This is a genomic window from Polaromonas sp. P4_F4, from assembly GCF_056401355.1.
In genome coordinates this window covers 16,548-37,667 of sequence record NZ_JBFUJO010000004.1, presented here as the reverse complement: position 1 = coordinate 37,667, position 21,120 = coordinate 16,548, and the positions used below count along the sequence as shown (strand labels likewise).

Sequence of the window (21,120 nt, the reverse complement as noted above, 5' to 3'; positions counted from 1 at the left end):
AGGCCGTCACAGGGAAGTCCTGTTCAGGGGGTTGTGCCCAGCGACTGCTTCATTGCCTGGACGGACTTCTCGGAGGGGGTGGAAAACTCGTATTTGCTGCCCAAATCCAGCGCCCGCAGCAGCGAGGGATTGCTCGTCTTGAGGGACGTGAACTGGTTCGCGATCTTTTTCAGGGCGTCGGCCGCGACATCGGGATGAACATACATGCCGTAACCCCAGCTGGGATTGGCCGCAGGCACGACCACCAGCCGCGCCATGTGAATCCGCTCGTCGGTGCCGTAGTGGTTTTTCATGCTGGAAGCCTGGGCCGTCTGAAGCCGGGTGATCAGGCCCACCCACCGGTCCGCCTGCCAGTGAAAGGCTGCCTTGGTGGGCAGATAGCTCTGCCCCAAACCTTGCTGGGGCGTCACTTCGATCACCGTGCCGCAAAGACTTTCGGCCTTCACCAGCGTGGTGGTGACGCCGCTTTTCATGCCAAAGCAGCTGGTGGCCTTGAGTTTGGCGAGCACCTTCGCCTGTTCGTCGGCCGGCAGACTTTTCAATTCAACGGGTTTGCCATCCTTGACAGAACCGATGTCCGCAAGAATAAGCACCGCCGACTGGATGGGTTCCATGTTGATCGCCACGGGGCGATAACCCGAGGCCAGGCCCACCACGGGATTGCCGTAGACCCAGCACGGAGGCGCTGGCCGCTTGACCGCCGTCAGGACTTCCTGGGTTTCCTTGATGTTGAGAACCGGCGTGACCGACAGGCCGGTCGGCCGCACAAACTCGATCAGTTCCTTGAGCGCACTTTCAGTTTGCGAGGATCCCTCGCCGCGAATGACCTGCGGATTGAGGTACAGGCCCCCCTCACACGACTGTGCATGGACTTGCGCCCCGCAGAGCAACGTGCCAACCAACAGCAACAGCTTGTTCATGGCTTTTCCACCTTTTTTAAACTGCGTGGACCCCCCGGGTTGCTGCAGAGTGCCAGCTCCCTACCCGTCCTCATGGTAATGCGGATGTGACAGATTTCTTCTAGGAGAATACGCTACCGTCGTCCTTGTGGGAGTGGCTACAAACCCCTCCGGAGAAACCCTAGAACGGTTCGAAATTTGGACAAACTTGATCGTCGTCAAGAGCTTTTCCACCTACTTAGGAAGACCATACGACCGTGATACGTTCAAACCATGGGATCAGCGAAGAATTCCAGGCGAAAACAAAGCAGAGTTACCAAACACAGGAGACAACGTGATGAATACCAGACTTGCAAACATCAGGAATGGCTTGGCGATGGCCACCACAGGGGCAATTGCAGCGGCAATGCTGACAGTCGCAGCCCCGGCCCAGGCGGCCTGGGAGCCCACCAAGCCGGTGGAGTTCGTGGTGCCGGCGGGTACCGGCGGCGGCGCCGACCAGATGGCCCGCCTGATCCAGGGGATTGTCATCAAGCACAAGCTGATGAAAGAGCCGCTGATCGTCGTCAACAAATCCGGTGGCGCCGGCTCTGAAGGCTTTCTCGAGGTCAAGAATGCCAAGGGCGACCCCCACAAGATCATCATCACGTTGTCCAATCTGTTCACCACCCCGCTGGCAACCGGCGTGCCTTTCAACTGGCGCGACATGACCCCAGTGTCAATGATGGCTCTCGACCAGTTCGTTTTGTGGGTCAACGCTGAAGCGCCCTACAAAAACGCCAAGGACTACCTGGCAGCCGTGAAGGCCGCCGGTCCCAGCAAAATGAAGATGGGCGGCACCGGCTCCAAGCAGGAAGACCAGATCCTGACCGTCGGCATCGAGCGCGCCACCGGTACCAAGTTCATTTACATTCCATTCAAGGGCGGCGGCGAAGTGGCTGTGCAACTGGTGGGCAAGCATGTCGACTCTTCCGTGAACAACCCGATTGAAGCCGTGGCGCAATGGCGCGCCGGCCAGTTGCGTGCCCTCTGCGTCTTCGATGATCAGCGCATGCCCTACAAGACCAAGGTGACCGATACCATGTCGTGGGCCGACATCCCCACCTGCAAGGAGGCAGGCGTGCCTGCCGACTACACGATGCTGCGTGGCATCTTTATGCCGTCCGGCGTGTCCAAGGACCAGCTTGAGTTCTACAACAACCTGCTCAAGAAAGTCCGCGAGACCCCGGAGTGGAAGGACTACATGGAAAAAGGTGCTTTCAACCAGACAGCCATGTCCGGCGAAGAGTTCACCAAATGGCTCGGCACCGCCGAGAACACACATCGGGAGCTGATGAAAGAAGCCGGCTTCATCGCGAAATAAGGAACGCCCCTCACGGAGGGGCCTCCACCACGGGCCGGGCAGTTCCTGCGCCGGCCTGTCATTCAATCAATGTTGCCCTCTCCAGGGTTATTCAATTCAGCGGGAGTTCCTGATGGAGCCAAACGAGCAATCCGGCACGGAGCGTCGCACGGGCGTCGCCACCAATATCATTGAAGCCATCGTGGCATTCGGCATCATCGTCATGGGCGCCGTGGTCATACAGGGCAGCCGCGCGCTGGGGTCGGGCTGGACCAGCGACGGCCCGGGCTCGGGCTATTTCCCCTTCTACATCGGCATCATCCTCTGCGTATCCGGCGCTGGCACCCTGTACCAGGCCCTGTTTGGGAAAAACCGCAATACCGAGGTTTTTGTCGACGGCGAACAACTCAAGCGCGTCTTGTCCGTGCTGTTACCGGCTTTGGTCTACGTCCTGGTGGTTCAGGTCGTCGGCCTTTATGTGGCTTCGGCCTTTTACATCGCCCTGTTCATGATCATCCTGGGCAAGTTTTCCCCCATCAAGAGCGTGATCACAGCGCTCATGGTGGTCGTGCTGTTTTTCTGCATGTTCGAAGTCTGGTTCAAGGTGCCCCTGTTCAAGGGCTACTTTGACCCCCTGAGTTTCCTCGGCTACTGAACCACACCCCACCCGCCTCTAGCTCACCGAATACTGAACCTTTACTGACCGGACAATGAAATGGACGAACTAAACGCGCTTTTTCACGGATTCAGCGTCATCTTGACGCCGATGAACATCGTACTGATGTTCGTCGGCATCATTCTTGGCGTACTGATCGGAGTGCTGCCCGGCCTGGGCGGCGCCAACGGCGTGGCCATCCTGCTGCCGCTGACCTTTACCATGTCGCCGACCTCGGCCATCATCATGCTGTCGTGCATCTACTGGGGCGCGCTGTTCGGCGGGGCGATCACCTCGATCCTGTTCAACATACCGGGTGAACCCTGGTCGGTAGCCACCACCTTCGACGGCTACCCCATGGCCCAGAATGGGCAGGCCGGCGCGGCGCTGACGACAGCTTTCACTTCGTCGTTCATCGGCGCTTTCGTGGCCGTATTGATGATTACCTTCCTGGCGCCGCTGGTTGCCAAATTCGCACTCAAGTTCGGCCCGCCCGAATTTTTTGCCGTCTACCTGCTGACTTTCTGCAGCTTCGTGGGCATGGGCAAAGGCTCCCCGTTCAAGATTCTGGCCTCCATGGCCATCGGTTTTGCACTGGCGGCCGTGGGCATGGACACGGTTACCGGCCAGCTGCGCCTGACCTTCGGTATTCCTGACCTGATGCGCGGCTTCGACTTCCTGATCGCCGTGATCGGCCTGTTCGGCATCGGCGAAATCCTGTTGTCCATGGAAGAAGGCCTGGCCTTCTCCGGCAAAAGCGCCAAGATCGACCCCAAGGTGGTGCTGGAGACGTGGAAGAAGCTGCCCAAATACTGGATGACCTCGCTGCGCAGTTCCCTGATCGGCATCTGGATGGGCATCACCCCCGGCGGCGCAACGCCTGCATCGTTCATGAGTTATGGCCTGGCCAAGAAAATGTCCAAGAACGGGGCCAAGTTCGGCACCGGCGAAATCGAGGGCGTCATCGCCCCTGAAACTGCCGCACATGCTGCGGGCACGAGCGCCCTGCTGCCCATGCTGGCCCTGGGTATCCCAGGCTCGCCGACCGCTGCCGTGCTGCTGGGCGGTTTGCTGATCTGGGGCCTGCAGCCCGGGCCGCTGCTGTTCGTGGAGCAAAAAGACTTTGTCTGGGGCCTGATCGCCAGCATGTACCTGGGCAACCTGGTCGGACTGATCGTCGTGCTGACCACGGTGCCGCTGTTCGCCTCCATCCTGCGCATTCCGTTTTCCATCATTGCCCCGGTGATCGTGGTGATCTGCGCCATAGGTGCCTACACAGTCCACAACGCCATGCTGGACATCTGGTTCATGATGCTGTTCGGCGTGATCGGCTACCTCTTCAAGAAGCTGGACTATCCGCTGGCACCGCTGGTCCTGGCACTGGTACTGGGCGACAAGGCCGAAGACTCCTTCCGCCAGGCCATGCTGGTTTCCCAGGGCGAGGTGTCCATCATGTGGTCCAACCCGCTGGTTGGCGGCATCAGCACGCTGGCCATGATCCTGCTGTTCTGGCCGCTGATCTCCCGCATTCTGGCCAAAATTCGCCCTCCCAAACATGCGGAGTTCGCGGCAGAGCAACCTGTTGATTAAACCCCGAGGAGAAACACCATGCCGGTAATCGCCATGACCCAGGAGATGGGTTCCCTCGCCAAGGACGTCTCCCTGCAGCTGGCCCAGACAGCCAATCTGGCCGTGATGCGCCATGAGGTGCAGGAACATGTGGCCGATAGGATGCACGTGCCCGGCAGCCTGATCAGCCGGTTGCGGGAAGGCAAGGCCGGCCTGGTCGAGCGCCTGACCACGGACAAGGAACGGGTTGCCGTGTACACCGCACAGGAAGTTTTCGACCTGGCCGACAAAGGCAATATCGTGCTGCGTGGCTGGGGCGCGACCTGCCTGCTGCGCCCTGTGCAGCATGTGGTGCGGGTTCGGGTAACCCGCTCGTTCAAAAAACGCGTGGAGTGGCTGATGGACCACCTGGGCACGGACGACAAGGCATTTGCCGAGGCGGAGGTACAGCGCAGCGACGGCGCCCACGCCTCACGCATGCATGAACAGTTCGGCGTGACCTGGGGTGACCCGCTGCTCTACGATCTGGTACTCAACACCGATCGCGTGTCCGTGGAAAGCTGCGTGGCCCAGATCCAGCAGCTGGCCAGCAGGCCGGAATTCCAGGAAACCCCGGAGTCGAGGGCGATGCTGGCAAACCTGGCACTGAACGCGCGCGTCCGGGCGGCGCTGAAAGACCATGAATCGACCCGCGATATCAACATCAGCATCGAATCAGATGCAGGCCAGGTGGTCCTCAGCGGGATCGTTCTGAACGCGCAGGAAAGCGCGGAAGCCGCCAGGGTGGCCAGTACGGTGGCCGGCACTGCGCGCGTCGACAACCAGTTGCGCCTGATGGCCACGACCCGGCGATTCACATCGGCCAAATACTAGACACTGGAAAATAGGCGCTCTGGCGCCTGCAGTCGAAGTCGCGGCCCGCCCCGCGGGGCCCTCCTGGAGGCGCTTATATCTTGCCGCGCTGCTTCAGCCGGCTAAGGGTTTCCGCCGACAGATTCAGGTAGGACGCCAGCTCCTTCTTCGGGATGCGGTCAAACAGCTCGGGATGTTTGCGCCGGAAGCGCTGGACACGCCCCGGTGCATCCAGCAGGTGCAGCGTGATGGTGTGAGCCATGATCTCGCTCATCAGGCGCATGACGTAATACTCGAAGGACTGTTTGATCTCGTGGTGGCGCTCCAGGAATGCCACCCATTCCGGCAGCGGCAGCTTGGCCACCCGCACTTTGGTCACGCAAACGGTGCTGTAAGGCGTCGGCGTACCCAGCCGCCAGGCTGCATAGCTGGTTTCCATGTCACGCTCATCGGCAAAGCGAAGAATCATCTCCTTGGCCTCCTGATTGGTCACGACCCGCTTCAGGATGCCCTCCAGGATGAAATACTGCTCCATTTCGTGCGCGCCCTGATTCAGGAGCGTCTCCCCCTTCTGGCAGTCAACAATGACCAGGTGTGATTCAAGTTCTGCGCTTTGTTCTGCGGTCATTCCCTTCAGAACGATGTTCTGCGCCAGCTGGACGCGAATGACGTTTCTCTCGGGATGGTTTTGTATGGATGACATGAATACGTTAGGGTAGGAGGGATGCAGGATTCAGTCTTTCGCCCGCTTCAAATACAGCGAAAGTTGACCGTGGTCAATGGTGAAAACTGGATCAATTCCTATGATACCTCGACGGTGTGAATGACCCGCCTGGGCAGACGAGCGAGGCGGGAAATCCACCTACGGAGGCGTTGGCTTGAGTCAACGGTTTTTTTCTGGCGCCAACCGATATTGCCAGCCGCTAGCTCAACCTTTATCGAAGTCAAACGAAGAGACATTTCATCATGACAAACGACACTCAATCACCAGAACTGACCGACGGGTTTCATCTTGTAATCGATGCCCTGAAACTCAACGGGATCGACACAATCTTCGGTCTGCCCGGTATTCCCATCACCGATCTGACGCGTATGGCGCAAGCCGAAGGCATGCGGGTCATTTCATTTCGTCACGAGCAGAACGCCGGCAATGCCGCCGCCATCGCCGGCTTTCTGACGCAGAAGCCAGGCATCTGCCTGACGGTTTCCGCCCCCGGCTTCCTGAATGGCCTGACCGCGCTGGCCAACGCGACGACGAATTGCTTCCCGATGATCCTGATCAGCGGCTCCAGCGAGCGCGAAATCGTCGACCTGCAGCAGGGCGACTATGAAGAGATGGATCAGCTGGCCATCGCCAAGCCCCTGTGCAAGGCGGCTTTCCGCGTGCTGAACGCCGAAGACATTGGCGTGGGCATCGCGCGCGCTATCCGCTCCGCCGTCTCTGGCCGGCCAGGCGGCGTCTATCTGGACCTGCCCGCCAAGCTGTTCGCGCAGACCATGGACGCGCAAGCCGGCAAGGACTCCCTGATCAAGGTCGTCGATCCGGCCCCGCGCCAGATTCCAGCGCCCGACGCCGTCCAGCGTGCGCTGGACCTGCTCAAGGGCGCCAAACGCCCTCTCATCCTGCTGGGCAAGGGCGCAGCCTATGCCCAGGCCGATGCCGAGGTCCGTGCCTTGGTCGAGAAGACTGGCATCCCCTACCTGCCGATGTCCATGGCCAAGGGCCTCCTGCCTGACACGCATGAGCAGTCCGCCGCGGCCGCGCGTTCCTATGTGCTGCCCGAAGCTGACGTGGTGCTGCTGATCGGCGCGCGCCTAAACTGGCTGCTCTCGCACGGCAAGGGCAAGACCTGGGGCGGCAAGGACCACAAGGACTGGGGCCGCCAGAAATTCATCCAGATCGATATCTCCCCCACCGAGGCCGACAGCAACGTGGCCATCGACGCCCCGCTCGTCGGCGACATCGGCTCCTGCGTCTCGGCCCTGCTGGCCGGCATTGGTTCAGGCTGGGCCAAGCCGCCGGCCGATTGGCTGGGTGCCATCGCCGAGCGCAAGAGCAAGAACATCGCCAAGATGGCCGAGACCCTGAACAAGAACCCGTCGCCAATGAATTTCCACAGCGCCCTGGCTGTGGTCCGCGACGTCTTCAAGGCCAACCCGGAGACCATCATGGTGAACGAAGGCGCCAACGCGCTGGACTTCACGCGCAGCATCGTGGACATGTACCAGCCGCGCAAGCGCCTGGACGTCGGCACCTGGGGCATCATGGGCATCGGCATGGGCTTTGCCGTGGCCGCAGCCGTGGTCACCAAAAAGCCGGTCGTCGCCATCGAGGGCGACAGCGCCTTCGGCTTCAGCGGCATGGAAGTCGAGACCATCTGCCGTTACAACCTGCCGGTGTGCGTGGTCATCATGAACAACAACGGCGTGTACCGCGGCACCGACGTCAACTCGTCCGGCACCCCCGACGTGGCCCCCACCGTGTTCGTCAAGAACGCGCGCTACGACAAGCTGATGGAAGCCTTCGGTGGTGTCGGCGTGAACGCCACCACCCCGGCCGAACTGCGCCGCGCCATGGACGAAGCGATCAAGTCCGGCAGGCCAACCCTGATCAATGCCGTCATCGATGAGACCGCCGGCACCGAGAGTGGCCGCATCACCAGCCTGAACCCGCAAAGCGCTGCGAAAAAGAAGTAAATTACCCCGAGCAATTCACAAGGAGATATGGAAAATGTCAAACAAACCGCTTAACGGCATCAAGATCATCGACTTCACCCATGTGCAGGCCGGCCCGGCTTGCACGCAGATGCTGGCCTGGTTCGGCGCCGACGTCATCAAGGTCGAGCGCCCCGGTTCGGGCGACGTCACGCGCAGCCAGTTGCGCGACATCCCCGATGCCGACGCGCTGTACTTCACCATGCTCAACAGCAACAAGCGCGGTCTGACGCTGGACACCAAGAAGCCCGAAGGCAAGGAGGTGCTCGAGCGGCTGATCAAGGAATCCGACGTCATGGTCGAAAACTTTGGCCCCGGCGCGCTGGACCGCATGGGCTTCACCTGGGAGTACATCCAGAAGCTCAACCCCAAGATGATCCTGGCCTCGGTCAAGGGCTTCAGCGAAGGCCACCACTACGAAGACCTCAAGGTCTACGAGAACGTGGCCCAATGCGCCGGCGGCGCCGCCTCCACCACCGGCTGGTGGAAGGGCGAGAACTCCGAGCCCACGATTTCCGCTGCTGCCCTGGGTGACACCAACACCGGCATGCACCTGGCCATCGGCATCCTGACGGCCATCATCGGCCGCCAGCAGACCGGCAAGGGCCAGAAGGTGGCCGTGGCCATGCAGGACGCCGTGCTGAACCTGTGCCGCGTCAAGATGCGCGACCAGCAGCGCCTGGAGAAGGTGGGCTACCTCGAGGAATACCCGCAGTACCCGCACGAGATGGAAGCTTTCGCCGACAAGGTGACGCCGCGCGGCGGCAATGCCGGCGGCGGCGGCCAGCCGGGCTGGATCCTGAAGTGCAAGGGCTGGGAAACCGACCCCAACGCCTACATCTACTTCACGGTCCAGGGCCACGCCTGGGAGCCGATCTGCGACGCACTGGGCAAACCCGAGTGGAAGACCGATCCGGCCTACAACACGCCCAAGGGTCGCCAGCCGCACATCATGGACATCTTCGCCACCATCGAAGACTTCATCAAGGACAAGACCAAGTTCGAAGCGGTCGACATCTTCCGCAAGTTCGACATCCCTTGCGCCCCGGTGCTGTCCATGAAAGAACTGCTGCGCGACGAGTCGCTGCGCAAGAGCGGCTCCATCGTCGAAGTGCCGCACAAGGTGCGCGGCAGCTACTACACGATCGGCAGCCCGATCAAGTTCTCGGACCTCAAACCCGAAGTCACGGCCTCGCCCCTGTTGGGCGAGCACACCGACGAGGTGTTGGCTGAACTGGGCTACAGCAAGGACCAGATCGCAACAATGCACGCCAACAAGGCGGTCTAAAACGGGCATCTGAACAGCGACCCTTCAATGTGGAACGGCGCCCGACCCAGGCGCCGTCTTTACTTCAGAGACCTTTTTTCAGCACAAGGAGTAGGCCCATGCAATCCGGAATTGATATGAAACAACTCGTGGAGGCAATAGGCGATGCGATCGTGGCCTCCGACGCCGGTGGCACCATCGTGCTGTGGAACCCTGCCGCCGAGCGCATGTTCGGCTTCACCGAAAGCGAGGCCCTGGGCCAGTCGCTGGACCTGATCATTCCGCAGCGCCAGCAACAGCGTCACTGGGATGGCTACCACAAAACCATGGCAACGGGGCAAACCCGGTATGGCAATGACGTGCTGCGGGTACCTGCCATGCACAAGGATGGGCACGCAATCTCCATTGCGTTTACCGTTGCCCTGCTTCACTCTGCGGACGGCAAGGTGTCGGCCATTGTTGCGGCCATCCGCGATGAAACCAGCCGCTTCGCCGAGGAGCGCAACCTGCGCAAACGCCTCACGGAACTTGAAATCCAGCACGGCACAGGTGTCAAAGGCACGTCGCTGGCGCAGTGATTAACATAGGGGGATAACCGGCCGCTTGGGCGTCCGGCACCATGGCTCAAACCGTGTACCAGTAACCGATTCAACTTCCCAGCAGGATTTTTCATGAGCAAAGCGTTAGACGGCGTTCGCATTCTTGATTTCACCCACGTCCAGTCGGGCCCCACCTGTACCCAGTTGCTGGCCTGGTTCGGTGCCGACGTGATCAAGGTGGAGCGCGCCGGCGAAGGCGACGCGACGCGCGGGCAGCTGCGTGACATCCCCGGAGTGGACAGCCTGTATTTCACCATGCTGAACCACAACAAGCGCTCGATTACCCTGGATACCAAGAGTGCCAAGGGCCGGGAAGTCCTGGACAGGCTCATCAAGCAGTGCGACGTGATGGTTGAAAACTTCGCCCCCGGTGCGCTGGACCGCATGGGCATCACCTGGGAGCATATCCAGTCGATCAACCCGCGGATGATCGTGGCGTCGGTCAAGGGCTTCGGCCCCGGCCGGTACGAAGACCTCAAGGTCTATGAAAACGTGGCGCAATGCGCGGGCGGAGCCGCCTCCACCACCGGTTTCGACGACGGCCCGCCGATCGTCACGGGCGCGCAGATCGGCGACAGCGGCACCGGCCTGCACCTGGCCCTGGGCATAGTCGCGGCACTGTACCAGCGCAACACGACAGGCCGCGGCCAGAAGGTGCTCGCGCCGATGCAGGACGCGGTGCTGAACCTGTGCCGCGTCAAGCTGCGCGACCAGCAGCGCCTGGAGCGAACACACACCTTGCACGAATACCCGCAATACCCGGACGGCAAGTTCCACGACGCCGTGCCGCGCGCGGGCAACGCATCGGGCGGCGGCCAGCCCGGCTCCGTCCTCAAGTGCAAGGGCTGGGAAACCGACCCCAACGCCTACATTTACTTCATCACGCAGGCGGCCGTGTGGCCCGCCGTGTGCAAGGTGATTGGCGAGGAAGGCTGGATCACCGACGAGGCATTCGAAACGCCCGCGGCGCGTCTGCTGCACCTGAAGCCGATTTTTGCTCGCATCGAGCAATGGACCATGACCAAGACCAAGTTCGAGGCCATGGAGATTCTCAACAAGTACGACATCCCCTGCGGACCGATTCTGTCGATGAAGGAGATCGCCGAGGAGCCTGCCCTGCGCGAAACCGGCACCATCGTCGAAGTTGACCATCCCACGCGCGGCAAATACCTGACCGTGGGCAACCCGATCAAGATGTCGGACAGCCCCACCGAGGTGACACGCTCTCCCCTGCTGGGCGAGCACACCGACGAGGTTCTGGCGCAATTGGGTTATGGCGCAGGGTATATCGCGGAATTGCGCGCAGAACGGGTGATCTGAACCACGCGCAAAGTACCGGCGAGCCCGCGGCGCGGGCGTCCCGCGAGTCGATTCCAAACAAAATGCAAATGTAAGCGAGCCCCCATGAACCATCCCATCATCCCTATTGCCGTCGTGCAAGCGGTTTCCAAGGAGCGAAAACGCCAGGCACCCAAGGGACGCCGCGTGGACCCGAGCGCGCTGGCCGACGTGCAACGCCTGCTGGGCTCCGAGTCGCGTCAGGCCGACCTGCTCATCGAACACCTGCACAAGATCCAGGATCACTTTGGCCACCTGTCGGCAGCCCACCTGGCGGCGCTGGCGCAGGAGATGCGCCTGGCGCAAACCGAGGTGTATGAGGTCGCGACTTTCTACCATCATTTCGACGTGGTCAAGGAAGGTGAAGCCGCGCCGGCGCCGCTCACCGTGCGCGTATGCGATGGCCTGTCCTGCGAGATGGCGGGCGCACGCGATTTACTGGCCCGGCTGCCTGCCCTGCTGGGCCGCGAGGTACGCGTGATCGCGGCGCCTTGCATAGGCCGCTGCGAGCAGGCGCCTGCCGCGGTGGTTGGGCAAAACCCGGTACCGAACGCCACCGCTGAAGCTGTCGTGGCCACCGTGGCAGCGGGGGCTGCGCAGCACGCCCCCGAAGACTTTGTCGACTTTTCCAGCTACCGGGCCGCCGGCGGTTATGCGCTGCTCGGGCAATGCGTCTCGGGAGACCGCGACGTCGAATCAGTCCTCAAAACCATGGAAGATTCTGGCCTGCGCGGCCTGGGTGGCGCCGGTTTTCCGGCCGGCCGCAAGTGGCGCATTGTTCGCGCCGAAGCCGGCCCGCGCCTGATGGCGGTCAACATCGACGAGGGCGAACCGGGCACCTTCAAGGACCGTGTCTATCTCGAACGCGACCCGCACCGCTTCCTTGAAGGCATGCTGATCGCCGCCTGGGCCGTGGGCATCGAGAAGATCTATATCTACCTGCGCGACGAATACCATGGCTGCCGCGCCATGCTCGAAACCGAGCTGGACAAGCTCAGGCTCGCCCCTCCCATGGCCGGCATGCCGCAAATCGAGTTGCGCCGCGGCGCCGGCGCCTACATCTGCGGCGAAGAGTCGGCCATGATCGAATCGATCGAAGGCAAGCGCGGCATGCCGCGGCTGCGCCCGCCCTATGTGGCGCAAGTAGGCCTGTTCGGCCGGCCGACGCTGGAACACAACTTCGAGACCCTGTTCTGGGTACGCGAGATCCTGGAAAAAGGCGGCGCCTGGTTCACCTCGCACGGCCGCAACGGGCGCAAGGGCCTGCGCTCGTTCTCGGTCTCGGGTCGCGTGAAGAGCCCGGGGGTCAAACTGGCGCCCGCGGGTATCACCATCCAGGAATTGATCGACGAACACTGCGGCGGAATGCAGGACGGGCACACCTTCTACGCCTACCTGCCGGGCGGCGCATCGGGTGGCATTCTGCCGGCCACCATGAACAACATCCCGCTGGATTTCGACACGCTGCAGCCCTATGGCTGCTTCATCGGATCGGCCGCCGTGATCGTGCTGTCCGACCAGGACACCGCCACCAATGCGGCGCGCAACATGATGCGATTCTTCCACCACGAGTCTTGCGGCCAGTGCACGCCCTGCCGCGTCGGCACGGCCAAGGCCGCGCATCTGATGGAAAAGCCCAAATGGGATCTGGCACTGCTGGCAGACCTGTCGCTGGTCATGCGCGATGCATCGATCTGCGGCTTGGGCCAAGCGGCACCCAACCCGATGGACTGCGTTATCAAATATTTCCCGCACGAACTATGAGCCCCCACGCTTGTCGCTTCGCGTACTGCGCTGCCCCCCGAGGGGGCTGGCCTTGCTTGGGGCGGCCCGGCGCTGCGGCCTGAGCAGCTTTGCTGAACCTGCTGAATTTAAGGACCACGATGAACGCGATTACCAGACATGAACTAGCCCAGCTTGACGTGCCGCTCGTGAGCTTCAGCCTCAACGGCCGTGAAGTGACCGGACGGGCCACCGAAACCCTGCTGCAGGTGGCAAAACGCGAAGGCGTGGAGATCCCCCACCTTTGCTACAAGGAAGGCATGGAGGCGGTAGGCAACTGCCGCTCCTGCATGGTCGAAATCAACGGTGAACGGGTGCTGGCGCCCTCCTGCTGCCGCGCGCCGACGGCCGGCATGAAAGTCGTCACCGACAGCGAGCGCGCCGTGGCATCGCAGAAGATGGTGCTTGAGCTGCTGCTGTCCGACATGCCCGAGAAGGAATACACCCGCAACAACGAGGTGGACCAGTGGGCCAGCAAAATCGGCGTCGGCAAGCCGCGCTTCGAGGCACGCCAGCAGGTGCGCCAGGACCTGACACACCCGGCCATCGCCGTCAACCTCGACGCCTGCATCCAGTGCACGCGTTGCCTGCGCGCCTGCCGCGACGAACAGGTCAACGACGTGATCGGACTGGCATTCCGGGGCGACCAGGCCAAAATCGTTTTCGACATGGATGACTCCATGGGAAGCTCAACCTGCGTTGCCTGTGGCGAATGCGTGCAAGCCTGTCCCACCGGTGCGCTGATGCCGGCCCGCGATGCTGCGCTCGCGGTACCCGACAAACAGGTGGCTTCTGTCTGCCCCTACTGCGGCGTCGGCTGCCAGCTTACCTACAACGTAAAAGACGACAAGATCCTGTTCGTGGAGGGCCGTGACGGCCCGGCCAACCACAACCGGCTTTGCGTCAAGGGCCGCTACGGCTTTGACTACGCCCACCACCCGCAGCGCCTGACCAAACCGCTGATCCGCCGCGAAGGCATGCCGAAAACCGGCGACTTCACCATGGACCCTGACCGCGTGATGGACGTGTTCCGCGAAGCCAGCTGGGAAGAAGCACTGGAGTTCGCCGGCGGCAAGCTCGCCGCCATTCGTGACCAGTACGGCAAGAAATCCCTGGCCGGCTTCGGCTCCGCCAAGGGCAGCAACGAAGAAGCCTACCTGTTCCAGAAGCTGGTGCGTACCGGTTTCGGCAGCAACAACGTCGACCATTGCACCCGCCTGTGCCACGCCTCTTCGGTCGTTGCATTGCTCGAGGGCATTGGCTCCGGCGCCGTGTCCAACCCCGTGATGGACGTCACCAAGGCCGAAGTGGTGGTCATCATCGGCGCCAACCCGACAGTGAACCACCCGGTGGCCGCGACCTGGATCAAAAACGCCGTGAAGAACGGCACCAAGCTGGTCGTGATGGACCCGCGCCGCTCGGACCTGACGCGCATGGCGCACCGGCACCTGCAATTCAAGCCCGACACCGACGTGCCGATGCTCAACGCGATGATGAATGTCATCGTGACCGAGGGCCTGGTGGACGAGGAGTTCATCGCCAGCCGCACCATCGGCTACGAGGAGCTGCGCAAGAATGTCGAGGGCTATACGCCCGAGCTGATGGCGCCGATCTGCGGTATCGACGCTGACACGCTGCGCTATGTCGCACGGCTCTATGCCAGCTCGAAGGCCTCCATGATCCTGTGGGGCATGGGCGTGTCGCAGCATGTGCACGGCACTGACAACGCGCGCTGCCTGATCGCCCTGTCGCTGATGACCGGCCAGATCGGACGTCCCGGCACCGGCCTGCATCCGCTGCGCGGCCAGAATAACGTGCAGGGCGCCTCGGACGCGGGCCTGATCCCGATGATGTTTCCCGACTACCAGCACGTGTCCGACCCGAAGGTGCGCGCCACCTTCGAAAAGGCCTGGGACGTGCCGGCCGGCACGCTGGACGACAAGCCAGGCCTCACGGTGGTCGAGGTGATGCACGCCATCAAGAAGGGCGGCATCCGCGGCATGTACGTCCAGGGCGAAAACCCGGCGATGTCCGATCCCGACGCCAACCATGCGCGTGAGTCACTGGCGGCGCTGGACCACCTCGTCGTGCAGGACATCTTCCTGACCGAGACGGCCTACCTCGCCGACGTGATCCTGCCTGCGAGCGCCTTCCCCGAGAAGGACGGCAGCTTTACCAACACCGACCGTCTGGTCCAGATGGGCCGCAAGGCCATCAACCCGCCGGGCGACGCGCGCCAGGACCTGTGGATCATCCAGGAGATCGCGAACAAGCTGGGTTGCGGCTGGAACTACAAGCACGTGTCGGAAGTGTTCGACGAGATGCGGCACACCATGCCCAGCATCGGAGGCATCACCTGGGACCGGCTGGATCGCGAGCACGCGGTCACCTACCCCTGTCTGAAGGAAGGCGACCCCGGCCAGTCGGTGGTGTTCGTGGAGGATTTTCCGCGCGACAACGGCCGGGCGCGCTTCGTGCCGGCCGACATCATCCCGGCGGCCGAACGCCCCGACACCGAGTACCCCATGGTGCTGATCACTGGCCGCCAGTTGGAGCACTGGCACACCGGCAGCATGACGCGGCGCGCCACGGTGCTGGATGCGATCGAACCCGATCCGGTGGCCCTTGTCCACCCCCTTGACCTTGCTGACCTAGGCGGCAAACCGGGCGACGTCGTGACCATAGCGTCGCGCCGCGGGGAGGTCGCGCTGTACGCGCGGGCCGACGAAAGCTCGCCGCGCGGTGCGGTCTTCGTGCCCTTCTGCTACTACGAGGCGGCCATCAACAAGCTGACCAATGCCGCGCTGGATCCGTTCGCCAAGATCCCGGAATTCAAGTACTGCGCCATCAAGGTTTCGCTGGGCGGCACGCCGCCCCAGCAGGCCAGCTACGGCGGCGGACTGGCGCTGGAGAATTCCATCGCTTTGAGCGCGGCGTAAACAGTCCCGGCGGCCTCAGCCGTGCGCCTGGCGTGAATCGGCCGGCGCCTCGTCGCGTTCCTTCAGCCCGTAGTCGCGCGTCACCTCGGCAATGCGCAGCCGATAGTCCTTGAACATGGTGCTGCGGCCCGCAGCCTGCGCTGCGCGGTGCGCTTCCAGGTTGCGCCAGGCCGTCAGGCAGGCGTCGTCGCGCCAGAACTGCAGGGACAGCAGCTTGTCGGGCTCGCTCAAGCTCTGGAAGCGTTCGATGGAAATAAAGCCGTCCATCTTCACCAGCTCGCTCTTGAGTTCGGCCGCCCAGTTCAGGTAGCCCTCGCGATGGGCCGGATCAGGCCAGACTTCGAAAATCACGGACACCATATTTGCTTCCTTTCAGGTTTCAAAAACAGGGATGCGGGCGTTGGCGAGTGGCCGAAAACCCATTTGACGCCCAAAATAATCATCAAATCGACCTTCAGCCCTGATCCATCGGACGCAAGCGGCTACTATTTCGATAGCGATTGCGGCGCCGGGGCAGGCATGGGCGCCCGCACCGAAGCCCATGCTGCGGCGTTCGCTACGCTGCGGATCGAAGCAGTCAGACTGCGGGTTAAGCGCTTCATCGCGGTTGGCGCTGGCCAGCACGAGCAGCACGCCCTGCCCTGCCTCGATCGACCGGCCCGCCAGCACCACGGGATCGGCGGCAAAGCGCCGCGTGTTCTGGATAGGCGCTTGATGGCGTTCGACCTCGGCCACGAATTCGCGCATCGCGCCCTGCGAGCGGTCCGCCGCGGCGGCAAGGGCCGGGTTCTGCGCAAGCATCAGTGCCGTATGCCCAATCAACCCTGATGTGGCATCCAGCGATTGCTGCATAAACGCGATGCGGTTCGCGGCCTGCACCGGCGACAAACCCAGCACCCTGCCCTGCGCCATCAGTGCCTCCGCGGCGCTGGCGGCCAGGGACACGGCCAGCGCCGGGGCGCCAGGCGCGATTCCCTGGGTGAATTGCTGCACCCAGCGGCCGGTGTCATCAAGCTTGTCGCCAGGCACGCCCAGCAGGCGCGCCATGGCCTGCACCGGCAGCATAGCCATGAAATCGTTGACGGTCAGACGCGAAAATTTGAGCCCCACGCTACGCTGCCCCCCAAGGGGGCCATGTTTGCCTTGGGGCGGCCCGGCGGCAAACAGATCCAGATCCCGTGCTGCCGCTTCACTGGCCTGCGCCACATCGGCCAGGCTCCAGCGGCGCGCGGCTTGCTCCACCGCGGGCTTGTGGGCAGCGTGAAATTCACCGTCCGTCATGCGTACCAGCTGGGCAAAAACCTCGCCCGCGGCTGTACCCAGCAGGACTTGGGGCACCGGCTCGGCCGGCGGGCGCACACGCAGCGCCGCGTTGTGAAAGGCCTCTTCTATCACGGCATGGCTGCTGGCCACCCAGAGCTTCAGGCCTTCATCAAAATACAGCGGCCGCTGTTCCCGCAACTGCCGGTAGTAGGGGTAAGGGTCGGCATGGGTGACCGCCTCGATCGGGTTGCCGGGTTGTGGAAGAACGCCTTCACTCATGGGCATACACCGGCTCGCTGCACACTTCAGTCTTGACCGGGTTGGCGATAAAACACTCTGCGTGGGCTTCGTGGTGGAGCTGGTCAATCTGCTCACGCATCGGCATGACAATCCACGCAAAACTTGTATTTGACGGCGATAGCTGGCCATAACGGTTGCCAGGAAAATCCTGTCCGCCGCGCTGCCAGAGAATCTCTGCGCTGTACTGGGCCATGGTTGCTCGCTCTGTTTGTTTGACAAGACCTCCAGTGTCGCCAGCCGCCCCCCGCTTGTCGAGCAACAACAGTTTGGTTAGGATCAAATCATGAATGCAGAACCCGACCTTGCCAGGCTGGCATCCACCGTGGGCGATCCGCGCCGCATCCAGATGCTGGCACTGCTGATGGAAGGCCGCGCACTCACCGCAAAGGAACTGGCGCTCGGCGCGAGGATTGAGCCCGCCACAGCCACTTCGCACCTCAAACGGCTGCTTGACGATGGCCTGCTGGTATCCACCGCGCAAGGCCGCCACAAGTATTTTCGCCTTGCTTCAGAGCACGTGGCTCATCTGGTCGAGTCGCTGATGCGCGTTGCGCCGCGCACGACGAAATCCGCGAGCCCTGCAGCTCCTGAGCCGATCCGCCAGGCACGCTACTGTTATGACCATCTCGCCGGCGAACTCGGTACGACCCTGCTGGCCATGATGCGCCGCAAAGGCTGGCTGGTAGCGGACGCCAGCCAGGACCTGCCGAAGGCCCTGGCACTTTTGCCCAAAGGCGATCAGGCCCTCGGCGCGCTGGGCATCAACGTCACCGAGGTGCGCGGCAGGCGCCGGCAGTTTGCCTGCACCTGCCTGGACTGGTCGGAGCGGCAGGACCACCTGGGTGGTGCACTCGGTGCCGCGCTGGCAACGCACTTCACGCAGCAGGGCTGGATAGAGCGTAAAAAACACACACGCGTGGTGAGCATCACCGCCGCAGGCACAGAGCAATTGAAGCGCCTCGGCATCAAGCTGCGGACCTGAGCCGCGACCGCTGCGCGGCGAAGCTCAAGCTTCTTCCAGCGGCGGCGGCAGCACCCGAAGGCTGCCTGAGCTGTCATTTTTATGGGCACCGCAAAGGTCGCAGGTGGCGAACAAAACAGGGGTGGTCCTTGTCATTTCCCCGTGACCTTGTTGATGGTGGGTTTGATGTTTTCCCTGCGGGCTGGCAGCACAATGGCGTTCTCACGAGGGGCGTTGAGCACGATCGCGGTAGAAGTCTCGGTCAGGATGCAGAATTTGGTCACGACGGCATCCAGGTGCGAGACATCAATGACGGCGATTTCCAGCACCCAGCTGTCTTCTCCCGTCACGTTGTAGGCATTGATCACTTCCGGCGTCTGCTCAATCAGCTTGACCACCCGGGCGTACTCAGCCCGTGCCACGCGCATGATGGCGCGAATCCCATAACCCAGCCGCGCCAGGTCGACCTCGGCGCGGTAACCCCTGATCACGCCGCCCAGCTCCAGCTTGCGTACACGTTCCGTGACTGCGGGCTGGCTCAGATGGACGCGTCGCCCCAACTCCGCCATGGTGATGCGGGCATCCCGCTGCAATTCAGTCAGGATGCGGCTGTCGTAGTGATCGTATTCGTCAGTTTCGGTCATCGTGCTTTTCAAGCGTTAAATTTAAAGTAGTCCCGGCTTTTCACCTTTAATTTTGCATGGCTTGGCCGTTATTGGCAATTTACGATGACGTGGATGAGCTCCGCAATCTCCCTCCCTTCCCCGCCCACCCGGGCAGCACCGCTGCTGGTCCCCGCCTTGATCGCCTGCTATGTGGTGTGGGGTTCCACCTACCTGGCGATCCGTTTCGCACTGGTGAGCTTCCCGCCTTTTTTCCAGATGGGCACCCGCTTCCTGGTGGCGGGCATGCTGGTCATGGCCTGGGTGATCATCCGCCGGCAGGCTCTCCCTACCCTGCGCGAATGGCGCAATGCGCTCGCCATAGGCACGCTGATGCTCGGCGGCGGCATGGGGCTCACCGCCAGTGCGGAAGTCCACATTGGCTCCGGCCTGATCGCCACCTTCATTGCGGTGGTTCCCCTGATGGTGTCCGCATGGGGCCTGTTGCTGGGCCAACGCCCCAGCCGGCTGGAACTGGTGGGCATGGCCGTGGGGGTGGCTGGCGTGCTGCTGCTGGTGAGAGGCGCCAGCTTTTCCGCGGCGCCCGTGGGCCTGGCCTGCATCGCAGGCGCAACCCTGCTGTGGTCGCTGGGCTCCGTGTTGTCCACCGAACGACTGCCTCTGGCCAACGGCCCCGCGGGTTTCGCGAGTGAAATGTTGTGTGGCGGCGCGGTGTTAATGGCGATCTCTCTTGCACTGGGTGAGCAGCACGAGGTCGCCAGCAACTGGCCTTTCCAGCCCGCAGCCATGATGGCCTGGCTGTACCTCGTGGTGTTCGGCTCGCTAATAGCGTTCAGCGCCTACCTCTACCTGCTGGCCAATTCCTCCCCTGCAGTGGCCACCAGCTATGCCTTTGTGAACCCGTTGATCGCGATTTTTCTGGGTGCGTTTTTTGCCGGCGAGCAAGTCACCCGTGGCGAGTGGGTGGCTTGCGGTGTGATTCTCACAGGCGTTTTTTTGATTTTCAGAGGTAAATCTGCAACAGGCGGGCGCAAATAAAGTGCTTTTTCGCTATGAAACTGCGTTTTTCTCCAGTAGCATCCGCATTGCCGCAAGGAAGTAGTTATCCCTGCGGTGATTTATCAACTTCTAGAAGGAAAATCAATCATGGCAACTGCAAAAAAAGCACCGGCTAAAAAAGCGCCTGCTAAAAAGGCTGCTCCGGCAAAGAAAGTAGCTGCGAAGAAAGCAGCTCCTGCCAAGAAGGTCGCCGCAAAAAAAGCAGCGCCCGCCAAAAAGGTAGCTGCGAAGAAAGCAGCGCCTGCCAAGAAGGTTGCGGCCAAAAAGCCAGCAGCGAAAAAAGCGCCCGCCAAAAAGCGTACGCCCAATGCAGCGTTCATGAAAGCGCTGACCTTGAGCCCCGCCCTGGCTGCCGTGGTGGGCGACAAGCCTCTGCCACGCACCGAAATTGTCAGCAAGCTGTGGGTTTACATCAAATCCAAGGGCCTGCAGGACAAGGTCAACAAGCGCATGATCAATGCCGACGAAAAGCTCAAGGCCGTATTTGGCAAACCGCAAGTGTCGATGTTCGAGATGGCTGGCCTCATTGGCAAGCACGTCAAGTAATCGGCTTTGCCGACACCCCAAAGGCCGGTTTCCACCGGCCTTTTTTTATGCTCCGACGCACTGCCTGCCGAAAGCAGCGCCTCGAAACGCGCCGACGGATCCGTCGCTGCTCACTGGCGTCTCGTGGCACGCTTCCTGCGTAACCCCGTGGCCTCGCGATCATCAAAAGCTTCGCGAGGCAATACGGGTTACTCGGTAGCAGATTGCCGGCAACCCTGCCAAAAATAAACGGGTTTGTTGATAAGATAAAAATTTGCCTGCGACGCTACCGGCTACCGGCGCGCGAAGGTACAAAACCATCATTTCATGCACATGCATCCAATAAAAACCAGCGTGGCAAAGATTTTCGTGATCCCGATTTGCCGCTTCCACGATGAATTTTCTGCAGCCCGCGTGAGTGCCTGCCAGGGT

Annotated in this window: 19 protein-coding genes and 1 pseudogene; 13 read left to right on the top strand and 7 right to left on the bottom strand. The window is 62.0% G+C overall.

Going from position 1 to position 21,120, the window contains the following annotated elements; translation table 11 throughout:
* Window positions 1-23: 23 nt before the first annotated feature.
* Entirely contained in the window at window positions 24-920 is an 897-nt protein-coding gene (locus AC1DUR_RS05885) for a hypothetical protein (protein ID WP_477720397.1), read from the bottom strand.
* Between the two features lie 316 nt (window positions 921-1,236).
* On the opposite strand from AC1DUR_RS05885, the gene AC1DUR_RS05880 reads away from it, so the two are divergent.
* The 4 genes from AC1DUR_RS05880 to AC1DUR_RS05865 all read left to right on the top strand — a co-directional run bounded on the left by AC1DUR_RS05880 (window position 1,237) and on the right by AC1DUR_RS05865 (window position 5,338).
* Complete coding sequence (locus tag AC1DUR_RS05880) at window positions 1,237-2,262, top strand: Bug family tripartite tricarboxylate transporter substrate binding protein (protein ID WP_477720436.1); 1,026 nt, start codon at window positions 1,237-1,239, stop codon at window positions 2,260-2,262.
* Between the two features lie 112 nt (window positions 2,263-2,374).
* Window positions 2,375-2,896 (top strand): tripartite tricarboxylate transporter TctB family protein, encoded by a 522-nt coding sequence (locus AC1DUR_RS05875; protein WP_477720398.1) that lies wholly within the window; start codon window positions 2,375-2,377, stop codon window positions 2,894-2,896.
* A gap of 60 nt (window positions 2,897-2,956) precedes the next feature.
* On the top strand, window positions 2,957-4,486 hold the full coding sequence (locus tag AC1DUR_RS05870) for a tripartite tricarboxylate transporter permease (RefSeq protein WP_477720399.1): 1,530 nt from the start codon (window positions 2,957-2,959) through the stop codon (window positions 4,484-4,486).
* Between the two features lie 18 nt (window positions 4,487-4,504).
* Entirely contained in the window at window positions 4,505-5,338 is an 834-nt protein-coding gene (locus tag AC1DUR_RS05865) for a cytidylate kinase family protein (protein WP_477720400.1), read from the top strand.
* 73 nt (window positions 5,339-5,411) lie between these two features.
* Here the strand turns inward: AC1DUR_RS05865 and AC1DUR_RS05860 are convergent, their stop codons facing one another.
* On the bottom strand, window positions 5,412-6,020 hold the full coding sequence (locus AC1DUR_RS05860) for a Crp/Fnr family transcriptional regulator (protein ID WP_477720401.1): 609 nt from the start codon (window positions 6,018-6,020) through the stop codon (window positions 5,412-5,414).
* Between the two features lie 263 nt (window positions 6,021-6,283).
* Here AC1DUR_RS05860 and oxc point away from each other — a divergent pair, with 263 nt between their 5' ends.
* The 6 genes from oxc to fdhF all read left to right on the top strand — a co-directional run bounded on the left by oxc (window position 6,284) and on the right by fdhF (window position 15,957).
* Window positions 6,284-8,014, top strand: coding sequence for an oxalyl-CoA decarboxylase (oxc, locus tag AC1DUR_RS05855; protein ID WP_477720402.1), 1,731 nt, complete (start codon window positions 6,284-6,286; stop codon window positions 8,012-8,014).
* Window positions 8,015-8,048: 34 nt separating this feature from the next.
* Window positions 8,049-9,320 (top strand): formyl-CoA transferase, encoded by a 1,272-nt coding sequence (frc, locus tag AC1DUR_RS05850; protein ID WP_477720403.1) that lies wholly within the window; start codon window positions 8,049-8,051, stop codon window positions 9,318-9,320.
* Between the two features lie 98 nt (window positions 9,321-9,418).
* A complete protein-coding gene (locus tag AC1DUR_RS05845; RefSeq protein ID WP_477720404.1) occupies window positions 9,419-9,877 on the top strand; it encodes a PAS domain-containing protein in 459 nt (152 codons plus the stop codon).
* A gap of 93 nt (window positions 9,878-9,970) precedes the next feature.
* Window positions 9,971-11,218 (top strand): formyl-CoA transferase, encoded by a 1,248-nt coding sequence (gene frc, locus AC1DUR_RS05840; protein ID WP_477720405.1) that lies wholly within the window; start codon window positions 9,971-9,973, stop codon window positions 11,216-11,218.
* An 84-nt stretch (window positions 11,219-11,302) separates the two neighbouring features.
* On the top strand, window positions 11,303-13,000 hold the full coding sequence (locus AC1DUR_RS05835) for an NAD(P)H-dependent oxidoreductase subunit E (RefSeq protein WP_477720406.1): 1,698 nt from the start codon (window positions 11,303-11,305) through the stop codon (window positions 12,998-13,000).
* Between the two features lie 119 nt (window positions 13,001-13,119).
* The gene (gene fdhF, locus AC1DUR_RS05830; protein WP_477720407.1) at window positions 13,120-15,957 is read left to right on the top strand and encodes a formate dehydrogenase subunit alpha; all 2,838 of its coding nucleotides are present in this window, start codon (window positions 13,120-13,122) and stop codon (window positions 15,955-15,957) included.
* 15 nt (window positions 15,958-15,972) lie between these two features.
* Here fdhF and AC1DUR_RS05825 read toward each other — a convergent pair whose 3' ends face one another.
* The 3 genes and pseudogenes from AC1DUR_RS05825 to AC1DUR_RS05815 all read right to left on the bottom strand — a co-directional run.
* Window positions 15,973-16,317, bottom strand: a complete 345-nt coding sequence (locus AC1DUR_RS05825; RefSeq protein WP_477720408.1) for an antibiotic biosynthesis monooxygenase family protein — start codon at window positions 16,315-16,317, stop codon at window positions 15,973-15,975.
* 12 nt (window positions 16,318-16,329) lie between these two features.
* Window positions 16,330-17,499, bottom strand: a complete 1,170-nt coding sequence (locus AC1DUR_RS05820) for a cytochrome P450 (RefSeq protein WP_477720409.1) — start codon at window positions 17,497-17,499, stop codon at window positions 16,330-16,332.
* Window positions 17,492-17,602: pseudogene (locus tag AC1DUR_RS05815) on the bottom strand (OsmC family protein); the annotation flags it as partial. The pseudogene AC1DUR_RS05815 and the gene AC1DUR_RS05820, both read right to left, overlap by 8 nt.
* A 201-nt stretch (window positions 17,603-17,803) precedes the next feature.
* On the opposite strand from AC1DUR_RS05815, the gene AC1DUR_RS05810 reads away from it, so the two are divergent.
* The gene (locus AC1DUR_RS05810; RefSeq protein WP_477720411.1) at window positions 17,804-18,502 is read left to right on the top strand and encodes an ArsR/SmtB family transcription factor; all 699 of its coding nucleotides are present in this window, start codon (window positions 17,804-17,806) and stop codon (window positions 18,500-18,502) included.
* Window positions 18,503-18,633: 131 nt separating this feature from the next.
* On the opposite strand, the gene AC1DUR_RS05805 is transcribed toward AC1DUR_RS05810, so the two are convergent.
* On the bottom strand, window positions 18,634-19,125 hold the full coding sequence (locus AC1DUR_RS05805; RefSeq protein WP_477720412.1) for an Lrp/AsnC family transcriptional regulator: 492 nt from the start codon (window positions 19,123-19,125) through the stop codon (window positions 18,634-18,636).
* Window positions 19,126-19,209: 84 nt separating this feature from the next.
* Between AC1DUR_RS05805 and yedA the strand changes: the two genes are divergently transcribed.
* Window positions 19,210-20,142, top strand: a complete 933-nt coding sequence (gene yedA, locus AC1DUR_RS05800) for a drug/metabolite exporter YedA (protein ID WP_477720413.1) — start codon at window positions 19,210-19,212, stop codon at window positions 20,140-20,142.
* A 108-nt stretch (window positions 20,143-20,250) separates the two neighbouring features.
* On the top strand, window positions 20,251-20,709 hold the full coding sequence (locus AC1DUR_RS05795; protein WP_011483725.1) for an SWIB/MDM2 domain-containing protein: 459 nt from the start codon (window positions 20,251-20,253) through the stop codon (window positions 20,707-20,709).
* A 162-nt stretch (window positions 20,710-20,871) separates the two neighbouring features.
* Here AC1DUR_RS05795 and AC1DUR_RS05790 read toward each other — a convergent pair whose 3' ends face one another.
* The gene (locus AC1DUR_RS05790) at window positions 20,872-21,081 is read right to left on the bottom strand and encodes a hypothetical protein (protein ID WP_477720414.1); all 210 of its coding nucleotides are present in this window, start codon (window positions 21,079-21,081) and stop codon (window positions 20,872-20,874) included.
* Between the last annotated feature and the right edge of the window lie 39 nt (window positions 21,082-21,120).